Consider the following 15,977-nt stretch of genomic DNA (forward strand, 5'->3'; position numbering starts at 1 on the left):
CCATGCAGAAGATTTCCCGCATCCACCTGGGCAACTGCGGCTACCGCACCGCATGGTACGAAGGGATGACTTTCGAGCTGACCGACCCGGACAGCGGCCACCCCACTGACACGCTCATCAACCTGGAGAATGGCGGTGGCAAGACCACGCTCATCGGGCTTGTGTTCTCGTGCTTCGAGACCGCTCAAGAGAGGTTTCTCAAACACATCCAGAGCAAGCACAACACGTTCTCTCAGTACTTCACTCACGATGGCGTACCTGGTTTCATCATCGTTGAATGGCTCATGCCGTCCAGAATGGCAGGAGGCAAGCCCTACCGTCTGGTGACCGGTCAGGCGGTCGCGGTAAGGTCGCACACCGAGCCACCGGAAGTCGACCGCATGTTCTTCTCATTCGAGGAGCACGCCGACCTCGGCCTGGTAGACATCCCGGCCCCAGGTCTGGCGCAGCCCACGTCGTCCTCCATGCAGGAGTTTTCTCGCTGGCTGCACGCACAGCAAAAAAAATACTCGGGTGACGTTTTCATCAGTCACAATCGCCAAGCGGAGTGGCAGCGGCATCTGAAAGACGAGCGTCTCATTGACCTGGACATGTTGCGCATGCAGGTCAACTTCTCGGCACAGGAAGGCGGTTTCGACACGGGTTTCCTCGACTTCAAGACGGAAGGCGAGTTCCTGCGCAAATTCCTGAATCTGACCAGCGACGCCACGAAGGCCGACGAGGCACGGAAGCTAGTGGTTGCGGTATGCGAGAAGCATCGCCGTAAGCCTCAGTTCCAAAAGCGTCGTGACGAGCTAACCAAGTTCAGGGCATCACTGAACGCTTTCGCCGAGTCTGCTCATCTGTATCTTGAGACGCTTGCCGCGCAGCGCTCTATGCTAATTCGGGGCGCTCAGATGGTCCAGGCCTTGCAGGCCCGGGCCGTCTCCTTGTGTCTTGACCACGACCGAGAAGTGAAGTTTGAGCAGACCCAGCGAGGACTGGCCTCTGCTGCGCTCGCGGACTCGACGTCGTACACAAAGGAGCACGCGACGGTCACCTGGGCCTGGCACCAGAAGCGCAGCGCTCAGGCGAAGGCTCGCAAGGAGGCTGCCGATGGCCAGGTAAAGAACTTGGAGCGGGACGAACGACTCATTCGAGCGGCGCGGCTGCAGAAGGAAATCGTCGGCGTCGACGAAGAGCTCAAGGAGCTTGACGCGCTGACCGAAGCCGAGCGCGCGAATCTCAAACCGACGAAGGACCACGTCGAAATTCAGGGGGCGCTGCTGCGCCGAGCACTGTTCAACGAAGAGCAGCGACTGAAGGTAGCGCTCCAATTGCTCAATGAGCGAGCTACCGCACGGGAGGAAGAACGAACGACCCTCCGCAAGCAACGAACTCAAGCCGAAGCTGACGAGCTCCGCCAGGTAGGGGAACGCTCGAAGCTTCAAGCGGCCGAGGAGTCCTACACGCGTCGTAGGCAAGCTCTTGAAGCGGATGGTGCCTTTCTCGGACCCGATGAAACGACTGCGGAGGCGCTTGAACGACTGAATACCAACGCTGCAACTGCGGCTTCCGAGCGTGACCTGCATCGAGCATCGCAGCAACGCTGCGCCAAGGAGACACGAGAGCATCGACAGTCCTCCGCAGCGGAGAACGTCCGCGCGGCCGAGTTGGCCGCCAAGGCACGGGCACTCGGCGAGTTCATCACACGAGGAGAAGCCGAACTCGAACGCCTGGCACAGCTACCGGCTCTTCTGAATGCCGTCGAATCCGACCGCGTCGACCCGTTGTCCACGGCCTTGCCTGCCCGCCTGCGCGAGGTCGTCTCTGAGTCGGCACGACAAGTGTCTGTGGGAGACGTTCGCTTGGCGGAACTACGCGCCACCAAGCAGGCTATTGATGAGACCGGGGTTGCTGGCTACAGCATCGACGTTGCACTCGTCGTCGAGACACTTCTACAGGCAGGAGTGCGCTCGGCGAAAGCCTATAACGAATACATCTCACGCGCCTTACCGGACGCCTCCAAGGCGCAGGCGCTCGTCGCCAGCGACCCCGCCCGCTTCCTCGGCGTCTCCGTGGCGTCCACGGAACTTGATAGGGCCAGGGCCATCTCCTGGGAGGCACGGCGGCCTACGCGTCCTGTAGTGATATCAGCGACAACCCTTGAGCCTGCAGCGCAACTGGCGGAGCGCTTGGTCGTCCCTGCCGAGGACGATTCGGCCTTTAACGTCGAGGCTGCCGCCAAGCTGGGCTCGAACCTCGAGATCCTGGTCTCCGATGAAAACGAGCGTCGGTCCGCGTATCAGGAGCGCCACGACCAAACGCTGAAGATTATCCACGAGCTGGATACGTATGCGAAGGAATTCGGCGACGGAAAACTTGGACGGGCACGAGCCGACAAGGTGGCCCTCGAAGAAGACGCTGCCGCTGCGACAGCACGCGCGGAGTCCCTCGAATCGCTCTCGCTTGAGTTGGATGAGAAGGCTCAAGGGCTGGAGCTGCAAGCCCAAGCCGCCGATGCGAGACGCCAGGCTGCACTTTTATCTTCCGAAGCAGTTCGCACGTTCCAGAACGAACACGAAGCCGGCCATTCGGAGCGCGTCCACCGACTGGCGGACGTCGCACAAGGCATCAACGCAGCACAGGAGAGCAAGTCCGCAGCCGATGAGGGCCTTGAGCGACTGCAGCGTGAACACGACCGCGACCACGGTTTGCGCGTGAGCACTGACCATGAACTCAAGGTCGCAGGCGAAGAGCGTGCGGGCGTTGCGCACTACGACAAGGACTATCCGGCTCACGAACAGCTGTTACAGAACCCGCGACCGGTAGAGACGTTGCGCCGCATTTACAGCGATGCGGAAGCGGCCTATCTGGTCGAAGAAAGGGAGCGACTCGGGCTGTTGGCACACAAGCTGGAAGATGCTCGAAAGCGCCGTGAAGACAAGGCCAAGGAGTTCACCCGAGAATACAAGGGCGTTCAGATGGCGGACCTTGCTGCCTTCCTGAACGTAAACCATGAAGATGCGTTAGCCAACGTCGAGACCGCACTGGAGGCGGCCAAGCCAGAGCAGGTGAGCGCTGCTTCAAATCTGCAGGTCGTGAACGGCGAGTCAAGAAAGTGGTTGGACTCAAACAAGACGAACCTCGGCCCCGCGGTACCTGCTCACGAGGCTTTAGACCTGGATGCTCTGGCCGCTCTCATGGCTGAGGCCGAGAACCGCGTGAACGCGGCGTTGGAAAGGATGCGTGCGGCCAACGAAGCCGCGAACCAAGCTGCGGACAGAGCCAATCGGAAGCGCACAGCCGCGGAGGCGGACAGGAAGGTTGAGGCGCTGCTGCGCAGCAGCATGGGGTTTGAAGACAAGCCCGATCCAGTGCTCATTGCAGCGGAAATCGGCGCCCAAGTGGGAATGACCTTAGAAGTGCCGGACCCCGACAGTCTGGTTCTCGAGGCCGACGCCAGCAACCAAGTCAACGCGCTGCTAAAGGACTACACGGGGAAGAACCAAGGCGTCAGCAAACTGCAAACCAAGGCTCGCGCTGCCTTCGACCTCGTCAAGGCGGCTGCGTCGGAGCAATCGTTCCGCGAGGTCGACCCCGATGTTGCGCAGCAGATGGTCGCCAACGAGTTCGGTGCCGCGTGTACGGACGCGAAACGGCTCCTAGAGCATCTGGACGACCGCATCGCAACGACCGAGGCAACGCTGCGGTCGATGCAAGCTGACTTCGATGCCTGCGTCGAGGAGGTTCTCGCCGTCGTCCGCTCGGCCATCACGACGCTGAATCGCGCGACGAGCAAGGACAAGTCAGTGCCGGTGGGTGCCCCATACGTCGGTGGCAAGCAAGTCCTGAAGATGCGGGCAAACTTCGGCTCAGTGCCAGTTGAGACGCGACGCCAGACTCTCAGCGCCTACCTCGACACGTTGGTTGATACAAATGTGTTCCCTCCGCGCGGTACAGACTTCATCGCCGACGCTGTGGCGCGCGTTTATGGGCGTCCGCTAGGACTGCAAGTCCTGAAGATGTCCATCGAGGAGACAGAGCAGTACGTACCGGTTGAGCGGGTTTCGAACTCCGGTGGCGAAGGCGTCGTCATGGCGATGTTCCTGTACTTGGTCATCAACCAGTTGCGGGCTGAGAACCACGCACAGGTATATCGCATTGCCGGTGGGCCACTCATCCTCGACAACCCGTTCGCGAAGGCCACCAGCCCCACCATGTGGCGGGCCCAACGGCTGCTCGCCGAGGCCATGAACGTCCAATTGATATTCGCCACGGCACTTCAGGACTTCAACGCTCTCGGCGAGTTCCAGCGATTCATCCGCCTGCGCCGCGCCGGACAGAACAGCAAGACAAGACGCTGGCACCTTGAGTTCGCTAACCTGAAGCTCAACAACGTACCCGAGGAGTTGGCTTGAGCGAGTTCCTTGAAGCGCTGCTATCATCGCCGCGCAAGCGTGTGCCGCTCGACGAGCTGCGCCGGCACTACTTCTCGCTGTATCCAGATGTCCAGAACAACCCAGACCGTGGTGTGCTGCTGCTGAGGGCGCTGAAAGAGCTAGAAGCTGACGGTGCAATCTCGCTGCCGGCTACCAGAAGTTGGGAACAGGTCGGCTCGCCCGCTCTCCCACTTTGGGTCACGTTGAAGAGCTCACCTCGCTCCAAGGCTTCTGTCAATTATGCCGACGTGATCTGGGCGCCGGAGCTGGGGTTCTGGCCAGAGTTGAGGCCATCGCAGTTGCCATCGCTACGCCCCATCAATGACTTCCTACTCCGACGCCGAGGGGCTTTCTCCTCGGTTCCAATCAAGGAACGTTCCTTGGAAATCTTCGGCGACGAGAAGCGGCTCGACAACATGTGTGTCGGAGACTTCCTCTTTGGTGGGCGACTTCCAATTTCCGTCATCGGTTGCTTCCGAGTGCCCCAGCCGCTGCCGTATCGCAAGGTTGATGCGCCTGGCAAGTCCGTACTCGTTGTCGAAAACCACAACACGTACTGGAGCTTCGCCGAATGGAATGAGGCCACGCGACGATACGCGGCGGTCATCTACGGCGGAGGTGAAAACTTCAGGCTCACTGGGCGAGCGTTGCGCCAAGCGATACAAGAAACAGGAGCTTCTTCAGCGGAGTACTTTGGCGACCTGGACCCGAAGGGCCTGTCAATTCCCGTGGACTTCAACCGTTCCGTCGAACCAGGCTATCCGACCGTTTCTGCAGCGCTCCCGTTGTACCGCTGGTTGCTTGCGAACGGAGTGCGGCGTGAAAAACCCGAGTGCGCAACCTATGTAGCAGGACTGGCGGCTGCCTGGCTCGGCGCAGACCTCGCCGCAAAACTAGAAGCAGTTTGGTCTGCAGGCATGTGGCTGCCTCAGGAGGCGCTGGGCACTGAACAACTCCGTGCTGATGCCATTGGCGTGTCAGCGTCGGATAGATACTCCCCACTTGGGGAAATTACGTCCGACGTTGACATTGGCGTCAGGGCCGCCCCCAGCGGCTTGGACGGCTGAGCGTCAAAGCGCATGGCTTTAACAGGTCAAGGATACCGTCGGCACCGCTGACGGAATCAAGCAAGCCCATCCACATGTTGCCCGCATATATCGTCAGAAATACCGTCAAATGACGGTTGCTCGGTTTCCGCGCAGGGCGCAGGCGCAGGTTGACAATTCCTCTAGCGATCAAGGACTTACGGACCTGCGCTCGGCAATTTAGAATCGGGCACGCGTGATTTACCAATCAACACAACCCATTGATTCAAAAGGGAATTTCACGAACCTCTATTCCCACTCAATCGTCGCCGGCGGCTTCCCCGAGATGTCGTACACCACCCGATTGATCCCGCGCACCTCGTTGATGATCCGGTTCGACGCACGGCCGAGCAACGCATACGGCAGATGCGCCCAATGCGCGGTCATGAAGTCGGTCGTCTGCACCGCGCGCAGCGACGTCACATAGTCGTATGTGCGCCCATCGCCCATCACGCCCACCGACTTGACCGGCAGGAACACCGCAAACGCCTGGCTCGTCAGGTCGTACCAGCTCTTGCCGACATCGCCCTCGCCGCACAGGCCCGCAGCCGCATCCTGCGCGGTCGCGGTCGTGCCACGCAGCTCCTCGATAAAGATCGCGTCCGCACGGCGCAGCAGGTCCGCATACTCGCGCTTCACTTCGCCGAGAATCCGCACGCCGAGGCCCGGGCCCGGGAACGGATGGCGGTACACCATCTCCGGCGGCAGGCCGAGCGCGACACCCAGCTCGCGCACTTCGTCCTTGAACAGGTCGCGCAGCGGCTCGAGCAGCTTCAGGCCGAGCGTTTCCGGCAGGCCGCCGACGTTGTGGTGGCTCTTGATCGTCGTCGCCTTCTTCGTCTTCGTGCCGCCCGATTCGACCACGTCCGGGTAGATCGTGCCCTGCGCGAGCCACTTCGCCTTCGACAGCTTCTGCGCTTCAGCCTGGAACACCTCGACGAACTCGCGGCCGATGATCTTGCGCTTCGCTTCCGGATCGGTCACGCCGGCCAGGTGGCCGAGGAACTGGTCGGACGCGTCGACGTGCACGACCTTCGCATGCAGCCGGCCCTCGAACATGTCGAGCACCATCTTGCCTTCGTTCAGGCGCAGCAGGCCGTGATCGACGAACACGCAGGTCAGCTGATCGCCGATCGCGCGATGGATCAGCGCGGCCGCGACGCTCGAATCGACACCGCCCGACAGGCCGAGAATCACTTCCTCGTCACCGACCTGCTCGCGGATCTTCGCGACGGCTTCCTCGATGTGGTTCTTCATGATCCAGTCGGGCTTCGCGCCGGCGATTTGCAGCACGAAGCGTTCGATGATCTGGCGGCCCTTCACCGTGTGCGTGACTTCCGGATGGAACTGCACCGCGTAGTAGCCGCGCGCCTCGTCGGCCATGCCGGCGATCGGGCAGCTCGGCGTCGACGCCATCAGCGCGAAGCCCGGCGGCAGCTCGGCCACCTTGTCGCCGTGGCTCATCCAGACCTTCAGCATCCCGTGGCCTTCGGCCGTCGTGAAATCCTCGATGCCGTCGAGCAGGCGCGTATGGCCGTGCGCACGCATTTCCGCGTAGCCGAATTCGCGATGGTCGCTCCACTCGACCTTGCCGCCGAGCTGCACGGCCATCGTCTGCATGCCGTAGCAGATGCCGAGCACCGGCACGCCGAGATCCCACACGGCCTGCGGCGCGCGCAGTTGATGGTCTTCGTACGTGCTCGCGTGGCTGCCCGACAGGATCACCGCCTTCGGCGCGAACTCGCGGACGAATTCGTCGGACACATCGTTCGGATGGATTTCGCAGTAGACGTGCGCTTCACGCACGCGGCGCGCGATCAGTTGGGTGACTTGCGAACCGAAGTCGAGAATCAGGATTTTGTCGTGCATGGCTGCGGACGGGATGAAGAGAATAAGAAAAGCAGCGCACGAAGCGCTGCGTCAAAAGCATGGATAGCGGCGTCGGGCGGCAGGCGGCTCGCGCGACGCATCGCCGGTCAATCCTGCGACGGCGGGCGCGCGTCGAACGCGACGCTGCCTGACGCGCGCTCGGAGGCGGCCGATGGGGCTGCCGCGGCCGGCGCCGAAGGCGCCACCGGACGGCTGACGACCGGCTCGACCCGCGGCTGCACGGCGGAAGCCCGCGCCGGTTCGACCGGACGCTGCGCGTCCCGGCCCTCGAGCGCCTGCGCTTTCTCGCGCCGGCGCACGGCCGATGCGAGGCGCACGCCGCCGAGGCCGAGCAGGATCAACGCGACTCCGGCCACCGCCGACAACACCCGGCCGGCGGCCGCGAGCGCGGGGCCGCTGCCGGTGCCGAGCGACCACACGACCGTCAGCACGCCGGTCAGCCAGTTGACATGGCCGACCGCGCGCGCGACGGGCGCCGTGAGGTCGCCGTTGAACGCCGCATGAAACGCGAGCCACGCGAGCCCGAGCAGCGCGATGCCGAACGCCTGGCCGAGCATCGCCGGCTGGATGTTCGCCAGTTGCAGCGCGTTGAACAGCGCCTGCCAGGGCGTCAGCACGAACAGCACGCCGAACGCCAGCAGCAGCACGGCATCGACGATCAGCACGGCTCGCAGCAGCGGTTTCATCGGCGATCAGTCCACGTGGTAGTTCGGCGCTTCCTTCGTGATCTGCACGTCGTGCACGTGCGACTCGCGCATGCCCGCCGCGGTGATCTGGACGAATTCGGCCTTCTCGTGCAGCTCGTCGATCGTCTTGCAGCCGCAGTAGCCCATGCTCGCGCGCACGCCGCCGACCAGCTGGAACAGGATCGCGTTGACCGAACCCTTGTACGCGACGCGGCCTTCGATGCCTTCCGGCACGAGCTTGTCGATGTTCGCCGAGTTGTCCTGGAAGTAGCGGTCCGCCGCGCCGTCCTTCATCGCACCGACCGAGCCCATGCCGCGATACGACTTGTACTGGCGGCCCTGGTACAGGAACACGTCGCCCGGCGCCTCTTCGGTGCCCGCGAGCATGCTGCCCATCATCACGGCGTTCGCGCCGGCCGCGAGGGCCTTCGACACGTCGCCCGAGAAGCGCACGCCGCCGTCGGCGATGCACGGCACGCCGGTGCCCTTCAGTGCTTCCGCGACGTTCGCGATCGCGCTGATCTGCGGCACGCCGACACCCGCGACGATCCGCGTCGTGCAGATCGAGCCCGGGCCGATGCCGACCTTGACCGCGTCCGCGCCGTATTCGACGAGCGCCTTCGCGGCGGCGGCCGTCGCGATGTTGCCGCCGATCACCTCGACGTGCGGGAAGTTCTGCTTGACCCAGCGCACACGCTCGAGCACGCCCTTGCTGTGACCGTGCGCGGTATCGACGACGATCACGTCGACGCCGGCCTGCACCAGCAGCTCGACGCGTTCTTCGTTGTCCGGACCGACGCCGACCGCCGCGCCTGCGCGCAGCTTGCCGTGTTCGTCCTTGCACGCGTCCGGGTGCTCGGTCTGCTTCGTGATGTCCTTGACGGTCATCAGGCCGCGCAGTTCGAACGCGTCGTTGACGACCAGCACGCGCTCGAGGCGGTGGCTGTGCATCAGCGCCTTCGCCTCGGCAAGCGGCGTGCCTTCCTTGACCGTGACGAGGCGCTCGCGCGGCGTCATGATCGACTTGACCGGCTCGTCGAGGCGCGTTTCGAAACGCAAGTCGCGGTTCGTGACGATACCGACGAGCTGCGGGCCTTCGACGACCGGGAAGCCCGAGATGCCATGCTGGCGCGACAGCGCGATCACGTCGCGCACCTTCATTTGCGGCGGCACCGTGATCGGGTCGCGGACGACGCCCGACTCGAAACGCTTGACCTTGGCGACTTCGCGGGCCTGTTCGGCCGGCGTCAGGTTCTTGTGGACGATACCGACGCCCCCCTGCTGCGCCATCGCGATCGCGAGGCGACCTTCGGTGACCGTGTCCATCGCGGCGGACACGAGCGGCATGTTCAGGGAGATGTTGCGGGTCAGCTTGGTCTTGAGGCTGGTGTCGCGCGGGAGAACGTCGGAGAAGGCGGGAACGAGGAGCACGTCATCGAAAGTGAGTGCTTTTTGGATCAGACGCATGGCAAATCCTATGGGCGCAAAAGCGAATTATACGCGAAGCGCCGCGAATTTTCACAACACGAACAACGGCTTAGCCGGTTTCGGCCGCTCGGGGGCCGAATCGTTCGGATCGCCGTTCGGTTCGTTTTCGATCGCTTTTCGTTTTACGGGCGCGTCGAACCATTCGCGCAATCAGGCCGGGCGGCAGGTGCGCGTGTTGCGGCGGGGCTACACGGGCGCGACGACAGCGTCCGCGCACGGCCCGGCGACACGCCCGCCGAAGCGGCTTGCCTGCCCGCCTCACGCCAGCCCGGCCGCGCGGGCCACCATCGCGATGCCGGCCACCACCACCGCGTACCCGACGATCCGCGCGACGCACCCGCCGGCCGGCGCCACGCGTTCGGCGGCGATCGCCACCGCGACGGCAGCCATCACGTGCAGTTCCATCATGCCGGCCGCCAACGCGACCGCCATCAGGTTCCCGCAACACGCGCCGCATCGGATCGCGGCGCGCAGGCCGTACCGCCATGCCGTGACGACCGCAGCCCGCGGCACATGCCCATCGTGCGCCGCCGCGTGCCGGCAGCACGCGAGCCGGCGCGCCTTCCACCCGGAGAATTGCAACGCGCCCGCGGCCAGCACGACGGCGCCGGCCGCGAACGGGATCGCCCGGGCGAACGCCGGCAGCCGGGCGGCGGCCATCGTCAGTGCGGCGCCAATCGGAAACACGAGCGCGCCGAGCGCGATCCAGACCGAGAAATATCCGGCCCCCGCGACGACGACGAGCCAGGCCGACCGCACCGCCGCATGCGGGCCGATGCGCTGCCGGTAACCCCAGAGCATCGGCGCGAGCACGGGCAGCATCATCGTCACCGTCATCGCGCCCCACATTTCAACGAACGCCACGAACGCGCGCCCGGCGCCCTGCCCGCACGGCCGCAGCCAGGCGGCCGACGCCATCCAGCCGCCGGGCATCGGTTCGCCGCCCATCGCCGCCATCGACGCGTGCTGCGCCAGCAACGCCATCGCGACGACCGCGAACACGGCCGCGACCGCCACGCAGAACGCCCGGGGATCGGGGGCCGTCTCGCCAGCTTTCGGCCCGGTCGTCATTCGTGTCATCACGCGCTCCCGCCCGTGGCCACCCCGCTCAACCGCGCGCGTACTCGTCGTGACGGCGCCACCATGGGCCGGCCTCGTTGCGACCGAGCGGCGCGCGATCGAGCCACTGGTACATCCCCCACAACCCGTCGAGGCCGCGCGCGTAAGTCGAATACGTGTGATAGACGGCGCCGTCCTCGCGCACGAATGCGCTCATTCCCGGCCGGTCGAGCGAATACCTGCGTGCGTCGGTGCCGCACGTGGCCGCGAACTGTACGACGGGTGCCGGCGGCGGATCCATGTCCATCGCATGGCCGGCCCGCGCATAGTTGTATTCGACGTCGCCCGCGCGCTGCTGCGTTTCGGTGAACGACACGTTGAAGTCGAAGTTGAAATCGCTGCCGACCGACGACGCCCACGGGAACGTCCAGCCCATCCGCTGCCGGTATGCGAGCAGTTTCGCGAGCGGCGCGCGCGACACGGCCGCGAGCGTCACGTCGTGGTGCGCCAGATGCACGGCGAAGCCGTCGAAGCCGTCGGCAAGCGCCGAGCACGACGGGCAGCCCGCCTTGTAGTCGGGGCCGAACATGAAGTGATAGACGAGCAATTGCGAACGGCCGTGAAACAGGTCGTCGAGCGTCGCCTGCCCGTCCTCGGTATCGAACCGGTAAGTCTTGTCGACGCGCACCCACGGCAGCGCCTGGCGCCGCCGCGCGAGTTCGTCGCTTTGCCGCGTCAGCGCCTTTTCCGCGTCGAGCAGCGCGCGACGTTCGGCCAGCCATTCGTCGCGGGTTCCGGTGAGATGGGTCGTCATTGCAGGTTCCTCCTTCCGATGGGTATCCGGGCACGGCATCCGGAGCCGTGTGCGTGGTGCTAGATTAGTGGCCGGCATCGGGCCAGAGGGAGTGACAAGTGTGTCGGGATTCGGATGGATTCGCTGATCACGGCGGCCGCGCGCGCGCTCGCGGCCGGTGACGCGCTCGGCGCACTGAACCGCGTCGCGCTGCGCGACGATGCGCCGGCGCTCGCGCTGCGCGGGATCGCGCTCGCGCAGCTCGGCGATTTCGACCGTGCACGCGCGCTCGTGCGCGGCGCCGCACGCGCATTCGGCGCGAAAGAAGCGGTCGCGCGGGCGCGCTGCGTCGTCGCGGAAGCCGAGATCGCGCTCGCGTCGCGCGACCTGCACTGGCCGACGCGCGCGCTCGATGCGGCCTGCGCGACGCTCGACGCGCACGGCGACCACGCGAACGTCGCGCATGCCCGCTATCTCGGCGTGCGCCGCTTGCTGCTGATCGGCCATCTCGACGAGGCCGAGCAGCTGCTTGCGCATCTCGATCCCGCTCCGCTGCCGCCCGCATCGCGCGCCGCCCATGAATTGATCGCAGCCGGCATCGCGATGCGCCGCATCCGCACGCATGCGGCCCGTGCGGCGCTCGACCGTGCGCGGACAGCCGCGCGCGCCGCCGGCATCGCGGCGCTGACGGCCGAGGTCGACACCGCGGCGCTCGCACTCGACGCACCGGCCGCGCGGCTCATCGCGCGCGGCACGTCGCGGCTCGTGTCGCTCGACGAAGTCGAGACGCTGTTCGAGTCGAATTCGCTGGTCGTCGACGCATGCCGCCACACGGTGCGCGATGCGCGCAAGACCGTGTCGCTCGCGCGGCGTCCGGTGCTGTTCGTGCTCGCCCGCACGCTTGGCGAAGCGTGGCCGGCCGACGTGTCGAGAAACGCGCTCGTCGCCGCTGCGTTCCGCGCGAAACAGGCCGACGAATCGCATCGTGCGCGGCTGCGTGTCGAAATCGGCCGGCTGCGCGCGGTGCTGCGCCCGCTCGCGAACGTCGTCGCGACACCGCGCGGCTTCGCGCTCGAACCGCTCGGCGTGCGCGACACCGTCGTCCTCGCGCGCCCGGTCGACGATCGGCACGCGGCCCTGCTCGCGCTCCTCGCCGACGGCGAAGCGTGGTCGAGCTCCGCGCTGGCGCTCGCGCTCGGCGCCAGCCAGCGCACCGTGCAGCGCGCGCTCGATGCGCTCGCGGAAACCGGCAAGGTGCAGGCGCTCGGCCGCGCACGCGCGCGCCGCTGGATGACGCCGCCGCTGCCCGGATTCGCGACGACCTTGTTACTCCCGGTTGCGCTGCCGGGCGATTAGGATGGCCCCATCGAACCACGAGGTGACGAACATGAAACGCTCCACTGCAGACATCCTTCACGAATACGGCCCGTTTCCGGGCGTCGACGGCGTGCACGGCGTCACGTTCGACGGGCAGCACGTGTGGTACGCGTCCGGCGACAAGCTGAATGCGCTCGACCCCGAGCGCGGCACGATCGTCCGTTCGCTCGACGTCGCCGCGCACGCGGGCACCGCATTCGACGGCCGCCACCTGTTCCAGATCGTCGAGGACCGCATCGAGAAGATCGACCCCGAATCGGGCCGCGTGCTCGCGACGATCCCGGCGCCCGGCGGCGGCGCCGATTCGGGGCTCGCGTGGGCGGAAGGCACGCTGTGGGTCGGCCAGTACAGCGAACGCAAGATTCATCAGGTGGATCCGCAATCAGGCGCCGTGCTGCGCACGATCGAATCGAACCGCTTCGTCACCGGCGTGACGTGGGTCGACGGCGAGCTGTGGCACGGCACGTGGGAGGCCGACCGGAGCGACCTGCGGCGCATCGATCCGCGCACGGGCGAAGTGCTCGAGCAGATCGACATGCCGGCCGGCGTCGGCGTGTCGGGGCTCGAATCCGACGGTCACGACCGCTTCTACTGCGGCGGCGGCAACAGCGGCAAGCTGCGTGCCGTGCGGCGCCCGGCGCGCGCGCGTGTCGCCGGCGACGGCGCGGCGGCGACGCCCGATTCGACAGAGGATTGATTCGCCGCCCTGTCGAAACCACTCCATGCCCCGAGTGCAGGAATGAACAAGACGCCGCCGCGACGGCATCGCTAAGATGCGCGCACCTCGGTCATTTTGTTCGGAGCGGTCGATGCAGCGCGGCGTGGTGTACGGTGTCCTGGCGGGCGCCATGTGGGGCATGGTGTTTCTGGTTCCGCGGCTGCTGACCGATTTCTCGCCGCTGCTGCTGAGCGCCGGCCGCTACACGATGTACGGCCTCGTGTCGCTCGTGGCCGCGCTGTCGGCCGCGCGCGCGCTGCTGGCCCGGCTGACCCGCGAGGATCTCGTCGCCCTCGTGAGGCTCGCCGTCATCGGCAACGTCGCGTACTACATGCTGCTGTCCGGCGCCGTGCACCTGATCGGCATCGCGCCGAGTTCGCTGATCGTCGGCGTGCTGCCCGTGACCGTCACGCTCGCGGGCCTCGGCGACCAAGGCGCGATGCCGCTGCGGCGGCTTGCCGCCCCGCTCGCGCTGGTGATCGCGGGCATCGTCTGCATCAACGTCGATCTGTTTACGTCCGAAGCCGCGCACGCGACGACGCTCGCCCAGAAGCTCGCGGGCATCGCCTGCGCGGCGGGCGCGCTCGCGAGCTGGACCTGGTATGCGGTGGCAAATACGCGATACCTGCAGCGCCATCACCATTTCGGCGGCAACGAATGGTCGGTGCTGTGGGGTGTCGTGACGGGTCTGATCGGCGCGCTCTGCTGGGTGGCGATCCTCGCGCTGCCGGCCGGCGCCGTGCAGGCGGCCGTGCCCGCATCGCGCTGGCAGTTGTTCTGGCTGCTGAACCTCGTGCTCGCGATCGGCGCGTCGTGGCTCGGCAACGGGCTGTGGAACGCCGCGTCGAAGCGGCTGCCGCTGACGCTGTCGGGTCAGCTGATCGTGTTCGAAACCGTGTTCGCGATGCTGTACGCGTTCGTGTACGACCGGCGAATGCCGCATGTGCTGGAGATCGCCGCGCTCGTGCTGCTGCTCGCCGGTGTATACGGCTCGGTACGAAAGCATGGCGACACGCCGGGCGGCGCGCCGACAAACGCAAACGCCGCGGCCCACTGAGCGCCGCGGCGTTTGATCGGACCCATCAGCGCGAACGACGCGTCAGCGCGCGTCCTTGTGCATCCACTTGCGGCCCTCGATCGAGCCGTCGCGGCGGGACTTGTCGACGCGCCGCTGGCGCGCGAGCTTCGGATCGACGATCAGCGGACGGTAGATCTCGACGCGATCGTGGTCGACGAGCGGCGCATCGAGCGGCGCGAGCTTGCCGTAGACGCCCGTCTTCGCGTGCGCGAGATCGATCTCCGGGTGCAGCGCGAGCACGCCGCTCGCGTCGATCGCCGAGCGCACGGTCGCGCCTTCGGGCAGCGACAGCGGAATCAGCGTCTGGCGGTCCGGCAGTGCATAGCAGACTTCGATCGACAGCATCGCGTCACCCCTTTCCGTAGCGCTGGTCCGCGCGCTTCACGAACGAATCGACGAACGTGTTCGCGATGTGGCTGAACACCGGCCCGATGATCTTCTCGAGCAGGATGCTCGAAAACTCGTAGTGCAGCGCGAATTCGATCTTGCACGCGTCGGCGCGCAGCGGGATGAAGCGCCACGAACCCGTGAACTTCTTGAACGGCCCGTCCGCGAACTCCATGTCGATCCGTGTCGGACGCTGCTGCGTGTTGCGCGTCGCGAAATGCTGCTTGATACCCTTGAAGTTGATGTCGATGCGCGCTTCCATTCCGCTCTCGTCCTGACGGCGAACCTCGACACCGCCGCACCAGGGCAGGAAATTGGGGTAGTCGGCCACGTCGGTGACGAGGTCGAACATCTGTTCCGCCGAGTGACGGATCAATACGGTTTTCTGGACATCTGCCATAAATCGCGCGGCATCGCTTAAAGTGGGAACGCCAAGCCGGGCGATTCCCGCCCCGCTTTGCTAAAATCGTGATTTTAAACGAGTTGGCCCGATCCTTTCATGAGCATCATCGACAACAGGAAAGCGCACTTCGATTATCACATCGAGGAACGCTACGAGGCGGGGCTCGTGCTGGAGGGCTGGGAAGTCAAGGCGCTGCGCGCCGGACGCGGCCAGATCAAGGAAGGCTACGTCGTGGTGAAGAACGCCGAGATCTTCCTGATCGGGACCCATATCAGCCCGCTGCCCGAGGCCTCGACGCACATCAAGCCCGACCCGGTCCGCACGCGCAAGCTGCTGCTGCACCGCGACGAAATCAAGAAGCTGATCGGCAAGGTCGAGCAGCGCGGCTATACGCTCGTGCCGCTGAACTTCCACTACAAGGGCGGCCGCGTGAAATGCGACATCGCGCTCGCGAAGGGCAAGAAGCTGCACGACAAGCGCGAAACCGAGAAGAAACGCGACTGGGAACGCGAGAAGGCGCGCATCATGCGCGCCGGCACCTGACGCACACGGCGTTCATCGCAAACGACACGGCCCGCTCGAAGCGGGCCGT

General features: G+C 65.5%; 13 protein-coding genes. 6 read left to right on the plus strand and 7 right to left on the minus strand.

The window, feature by feature from the left end; translation table 11 throughout:
• Positions 1-2: 2 nt before the first annotated feature.
• Both JYG37_RS12105 and JYG37_RS12110 read left to right on the plus strand, forming a co-directional pair.
• The gene (locus tag JYG37_RS12105) at positions 3-4,400 is read left to right on the plus strand and encodes a coiled-coil domain-containing protein (RefSeq protein WP_213345437.1); all 4,398 of its coding nucleotides are present in this window, start codon (positions 3-5) and stop codon (positions 4,398-4,400) included.
• Positions 4,397-5,488: a Wadjet anti-phage system protein JetD domain-containing protein gene (locus JYG37_RS12110; protein WP_176016018.1), complete on the plus strand. Its 1,092-nt coding sequence runs from the start codon at positions 4,397-4,399 to the stop codon at positions 5,486-5,488. Before JYG37_RS12105 ends, JYG37_RS12110 begins: the two co-directional genes overlap by 4 nt.
• Positions 5,489-5,755: 267 nt before the next feature.
• On the opposite strand, the gene guaA is transcribed toward JYG37_RS12110, so the two are convergent.
• From guaA to JYG37_RS12135, 5 genes are all read right to left on the minus strand, one after another.
• Positions 5,756-7,375, minus strand: a complete 1,620-nt coding sequence (gene guaA, locus JYG37_RS12115) for a glutamine-hydrolyzing GMP synthase (protein ID WP_050012880.1) — start codon at positions 7,373-7,375, stop codon at positions 5,756-5,758.
• A 107-nt stretch (positions 7,376-7,482) separates the two neighbouring features.
• Entirely contained in the window at positions 7,483-8,082 is a 600-nt protein-coding gene (locus JYG37_RS12120; RefSeq protein WP_089488562.1) for a hypothetical protein, read from the minus strand.
• A 6-nt stretch (positions 8,083-8,088) separates the two neighbouring features.
• Positions 8,089-9,549, minus strand: coding sequence for an IMP dehydrogenase (gene guaB / locus JYG37_RS12125; RefSeq protein WP_050012882.1), 1,461 nt, complete (start codon positions 9,547-9,549; stop codon positions 8,089-8,091).
• 279 nt (positions 9,550-9,828) lie between these two features.
• Complete coding sequence (locus tag JYG37_RS12130) at positions 9,829-10,650, minus strand: DUF2182 domain-containing protein (protein ID WP_050012883.1); 822 nt, start codon at positions 10,648-10,650, stop codon at positions 9,829-9,831.
• A gap of 28 nt (positions 10,651-10,678) precedes the next feature.
• Complete coding sequence (locus JYG37_RS12135; protein WP_050012884.1) at positions 10,679-11,443, minus strand: DUF899 domain-containing protein; 765 nt, start codon at positions 11,441-11,443, stop codon at positions 10,679-10,681.
• Positions 11,444-11,557: 114 nt separating this feature from the next.
• Here JYG37_RS12135 and JYG37_RS12140 point away from each other — a divergent pair, with 114 nt between their 5' ends.
• The 3 genes from JYG37_RS12140 (at position 11,558) to JYG37_RS12150 (ending at position 14,574) form a co-directional block, all read left to right on the plus strand.
• Positions 11,558-12,778 carry a hypothetical protein gene (locus JYG37_RS12140; RefSeq protein WP_050012885.1) on the plus strand — a complete coding sequence of 407 codons (1,221 nt, stop codon included), beginning with the start codon at positions 11,558-11,560 and terminating at the stop codon, positions 12,776-12,778.
• 31 nt (positions 12,779-12,809) lie between these two features.
• Positions 12,810-13,496: a Vgb family protein gene (locus tag JYG37_RS12145; RefSeq protein WP_050013032.1), complete on the plus strand. Its 687-nt coding sequence runs from the start codon at positions 12,810-12,812 to the stop codon at positions 13,494-13,496.
• A 112-nt stretch (positions 13,497-13,608) separates the two neighbouring features.
• The gene (locus JYG37_RS12150) at positions 13,609-14,574 is read left to right on the plus strand and encodes a DMT family transporter (RefSeq protein ID WP_050012886.1); all 966 of its coding nucleotides are present in this window, start codon (positions 13,609-13,611) and stop codon (positions 14,572-14,574) included.
• 42 nt (positions 14,575-14,616) lie between these two features.
• On the opposite strand, the gene JYG37_RS12155 is transcribed toward JYG37_RS12150, so the two are convergent.
• Both JYG37_RS12155 and JYG37_RS12160 read right to left on the minus strand, forming a co-directional pair.
• Positions 14,617-14,940, minus strand: a complete 324-nt coding sequence (locus tag JYG37_RS12155) for an RnfH family protein (RefSeq protein ID WP_050012887.1) — start codon at positions 14,938-14,940, stop codon at positions 14,617-14,619.
• A 4-nt stretch (positions 14,941-14,944) separates the two neighbouring features.
• Entirely contained in the window at positions 14,945-15,382 is a 438-nt protein-coding gene (locus JYG37_RS12160; RefSeq protein WP_006478512.1) for a type II toxin-antitoxin system RatA family toxin, read from the minus strand.
• A gap of 99 nt (positions 15,383-15,481) precedes the next feature.
• Here JYG37_RS12160 and smpB point away from each other — a divergent pair, with 99 nt between their 5' ends.
• Complete coding sequence (smpB, locus tag JYG37_RS12165; RefSeq protein WP_050012888.1) at positions 15,482-15,928, plus strand: SsrA-binding protein SmpB; 447 nt, start codon at positions 15,482-15,484, stop codon at positions 15,926-15,928.
• Positions 15,929-15,977: the final 49 nt, after the last annotated feature.

Source organism: Burkholderia sp. LAS2, assembly GCF_018417615.1.
GTDB classification, from domain to species: domain Bacteria; phylum Pseudomonadota; class Gammaproteobacteria; order Burkholderiales; family Burkholderiaceae; genus Burkholderia; species Burkholderia sola.

Excerpts from the sequence above, each read along its gene's own strand:
- JYG37_RS12105 (WP_213345437.1), top strand. The coding sequence starts at position 3 with ATGCAGAAGATTTCCCGCATCCACCTGGGCAACTGCGGCTACCGCACC.
- guaA (WP_050012880.1), bottom strand. The coding sequence starts at position 7,375 with ATGCACGACAAAATCCTGATTCTCGACTTCGGTTCGCAAGTCACCCAA.
- JYG37_RS12120 (WP_089488562.1), bottom strand. The coding sequence starts at position 8,082 with ATGAAACCGCTGCTGCGAGCCGTGCTGATCGTCGATGCCGTGCTGCTG.
- guaB (WP_050012882.1), bottom strand. The coding sequence starts at position 9,549 with ATGCGTCTGATCCAAAAAGCACTCACTTTCGATGACGTGCTCCTCGTT.
- JYG37_RS12130 (WP_050012883.1), bottom strand. The coding sequence starts at position 10,650 with ATGACACGAATGACGACCGGGCCGAAAGCTGGCGAGACGGCCCCCGAT.
- JYG37_RS12135 (WP_050012884.1), bottom strand. The coding sequence starts at position 11,443 with ATGACGACCCATCTCACCGGAACCCGCGACGAATGGCTGGCCGAACGT.
- JYG37_RS12140 (WP_050012885.1), top strand. The coding sequence starts at position 11,558 with ATGGATTCGCTGATCACGGCGGCCGCGCGCGCGCTCGCGGCCGGTGAC.
- JYG37_RS12145 (WP_050013032.1), top strand. The coding sequence starts at position 12,810 with ATGAAACGCTCCACTGCAGACATCCTTCACGAATACGGCCCGTTTCCG.
- JYG37_RS12150 (WP_050012886.1), top strand. The coding sequence starts at position 13,609 with ATGCAGCGCGGCGTGGTGTACGGTGTCCTGGCGGGCGCCATGTGGGGC.
- JYG37_RS12155 (WP_050012887.1), bottom strand. The coding sequence starts at position 14,940 with ATGCTGTCGATCGAAGTCTGCTATGCACTGCCGGACCGCCAGACGCTG.
- JYG37_RS12160 (WP_006478512.1), bottom strand. The coding sequence starts at position 15,382 with ATGGCAGATGTCCAGAAAACCGTATTGATCCGTCACTCGGCGGAACAG.
- smpB (WP_050012888.1), top strand. The coding sequence starts at position 15,482 with ATGAGCATCATCGACAACAGGAAAGCGCACTTCGATTATCACATCGAG.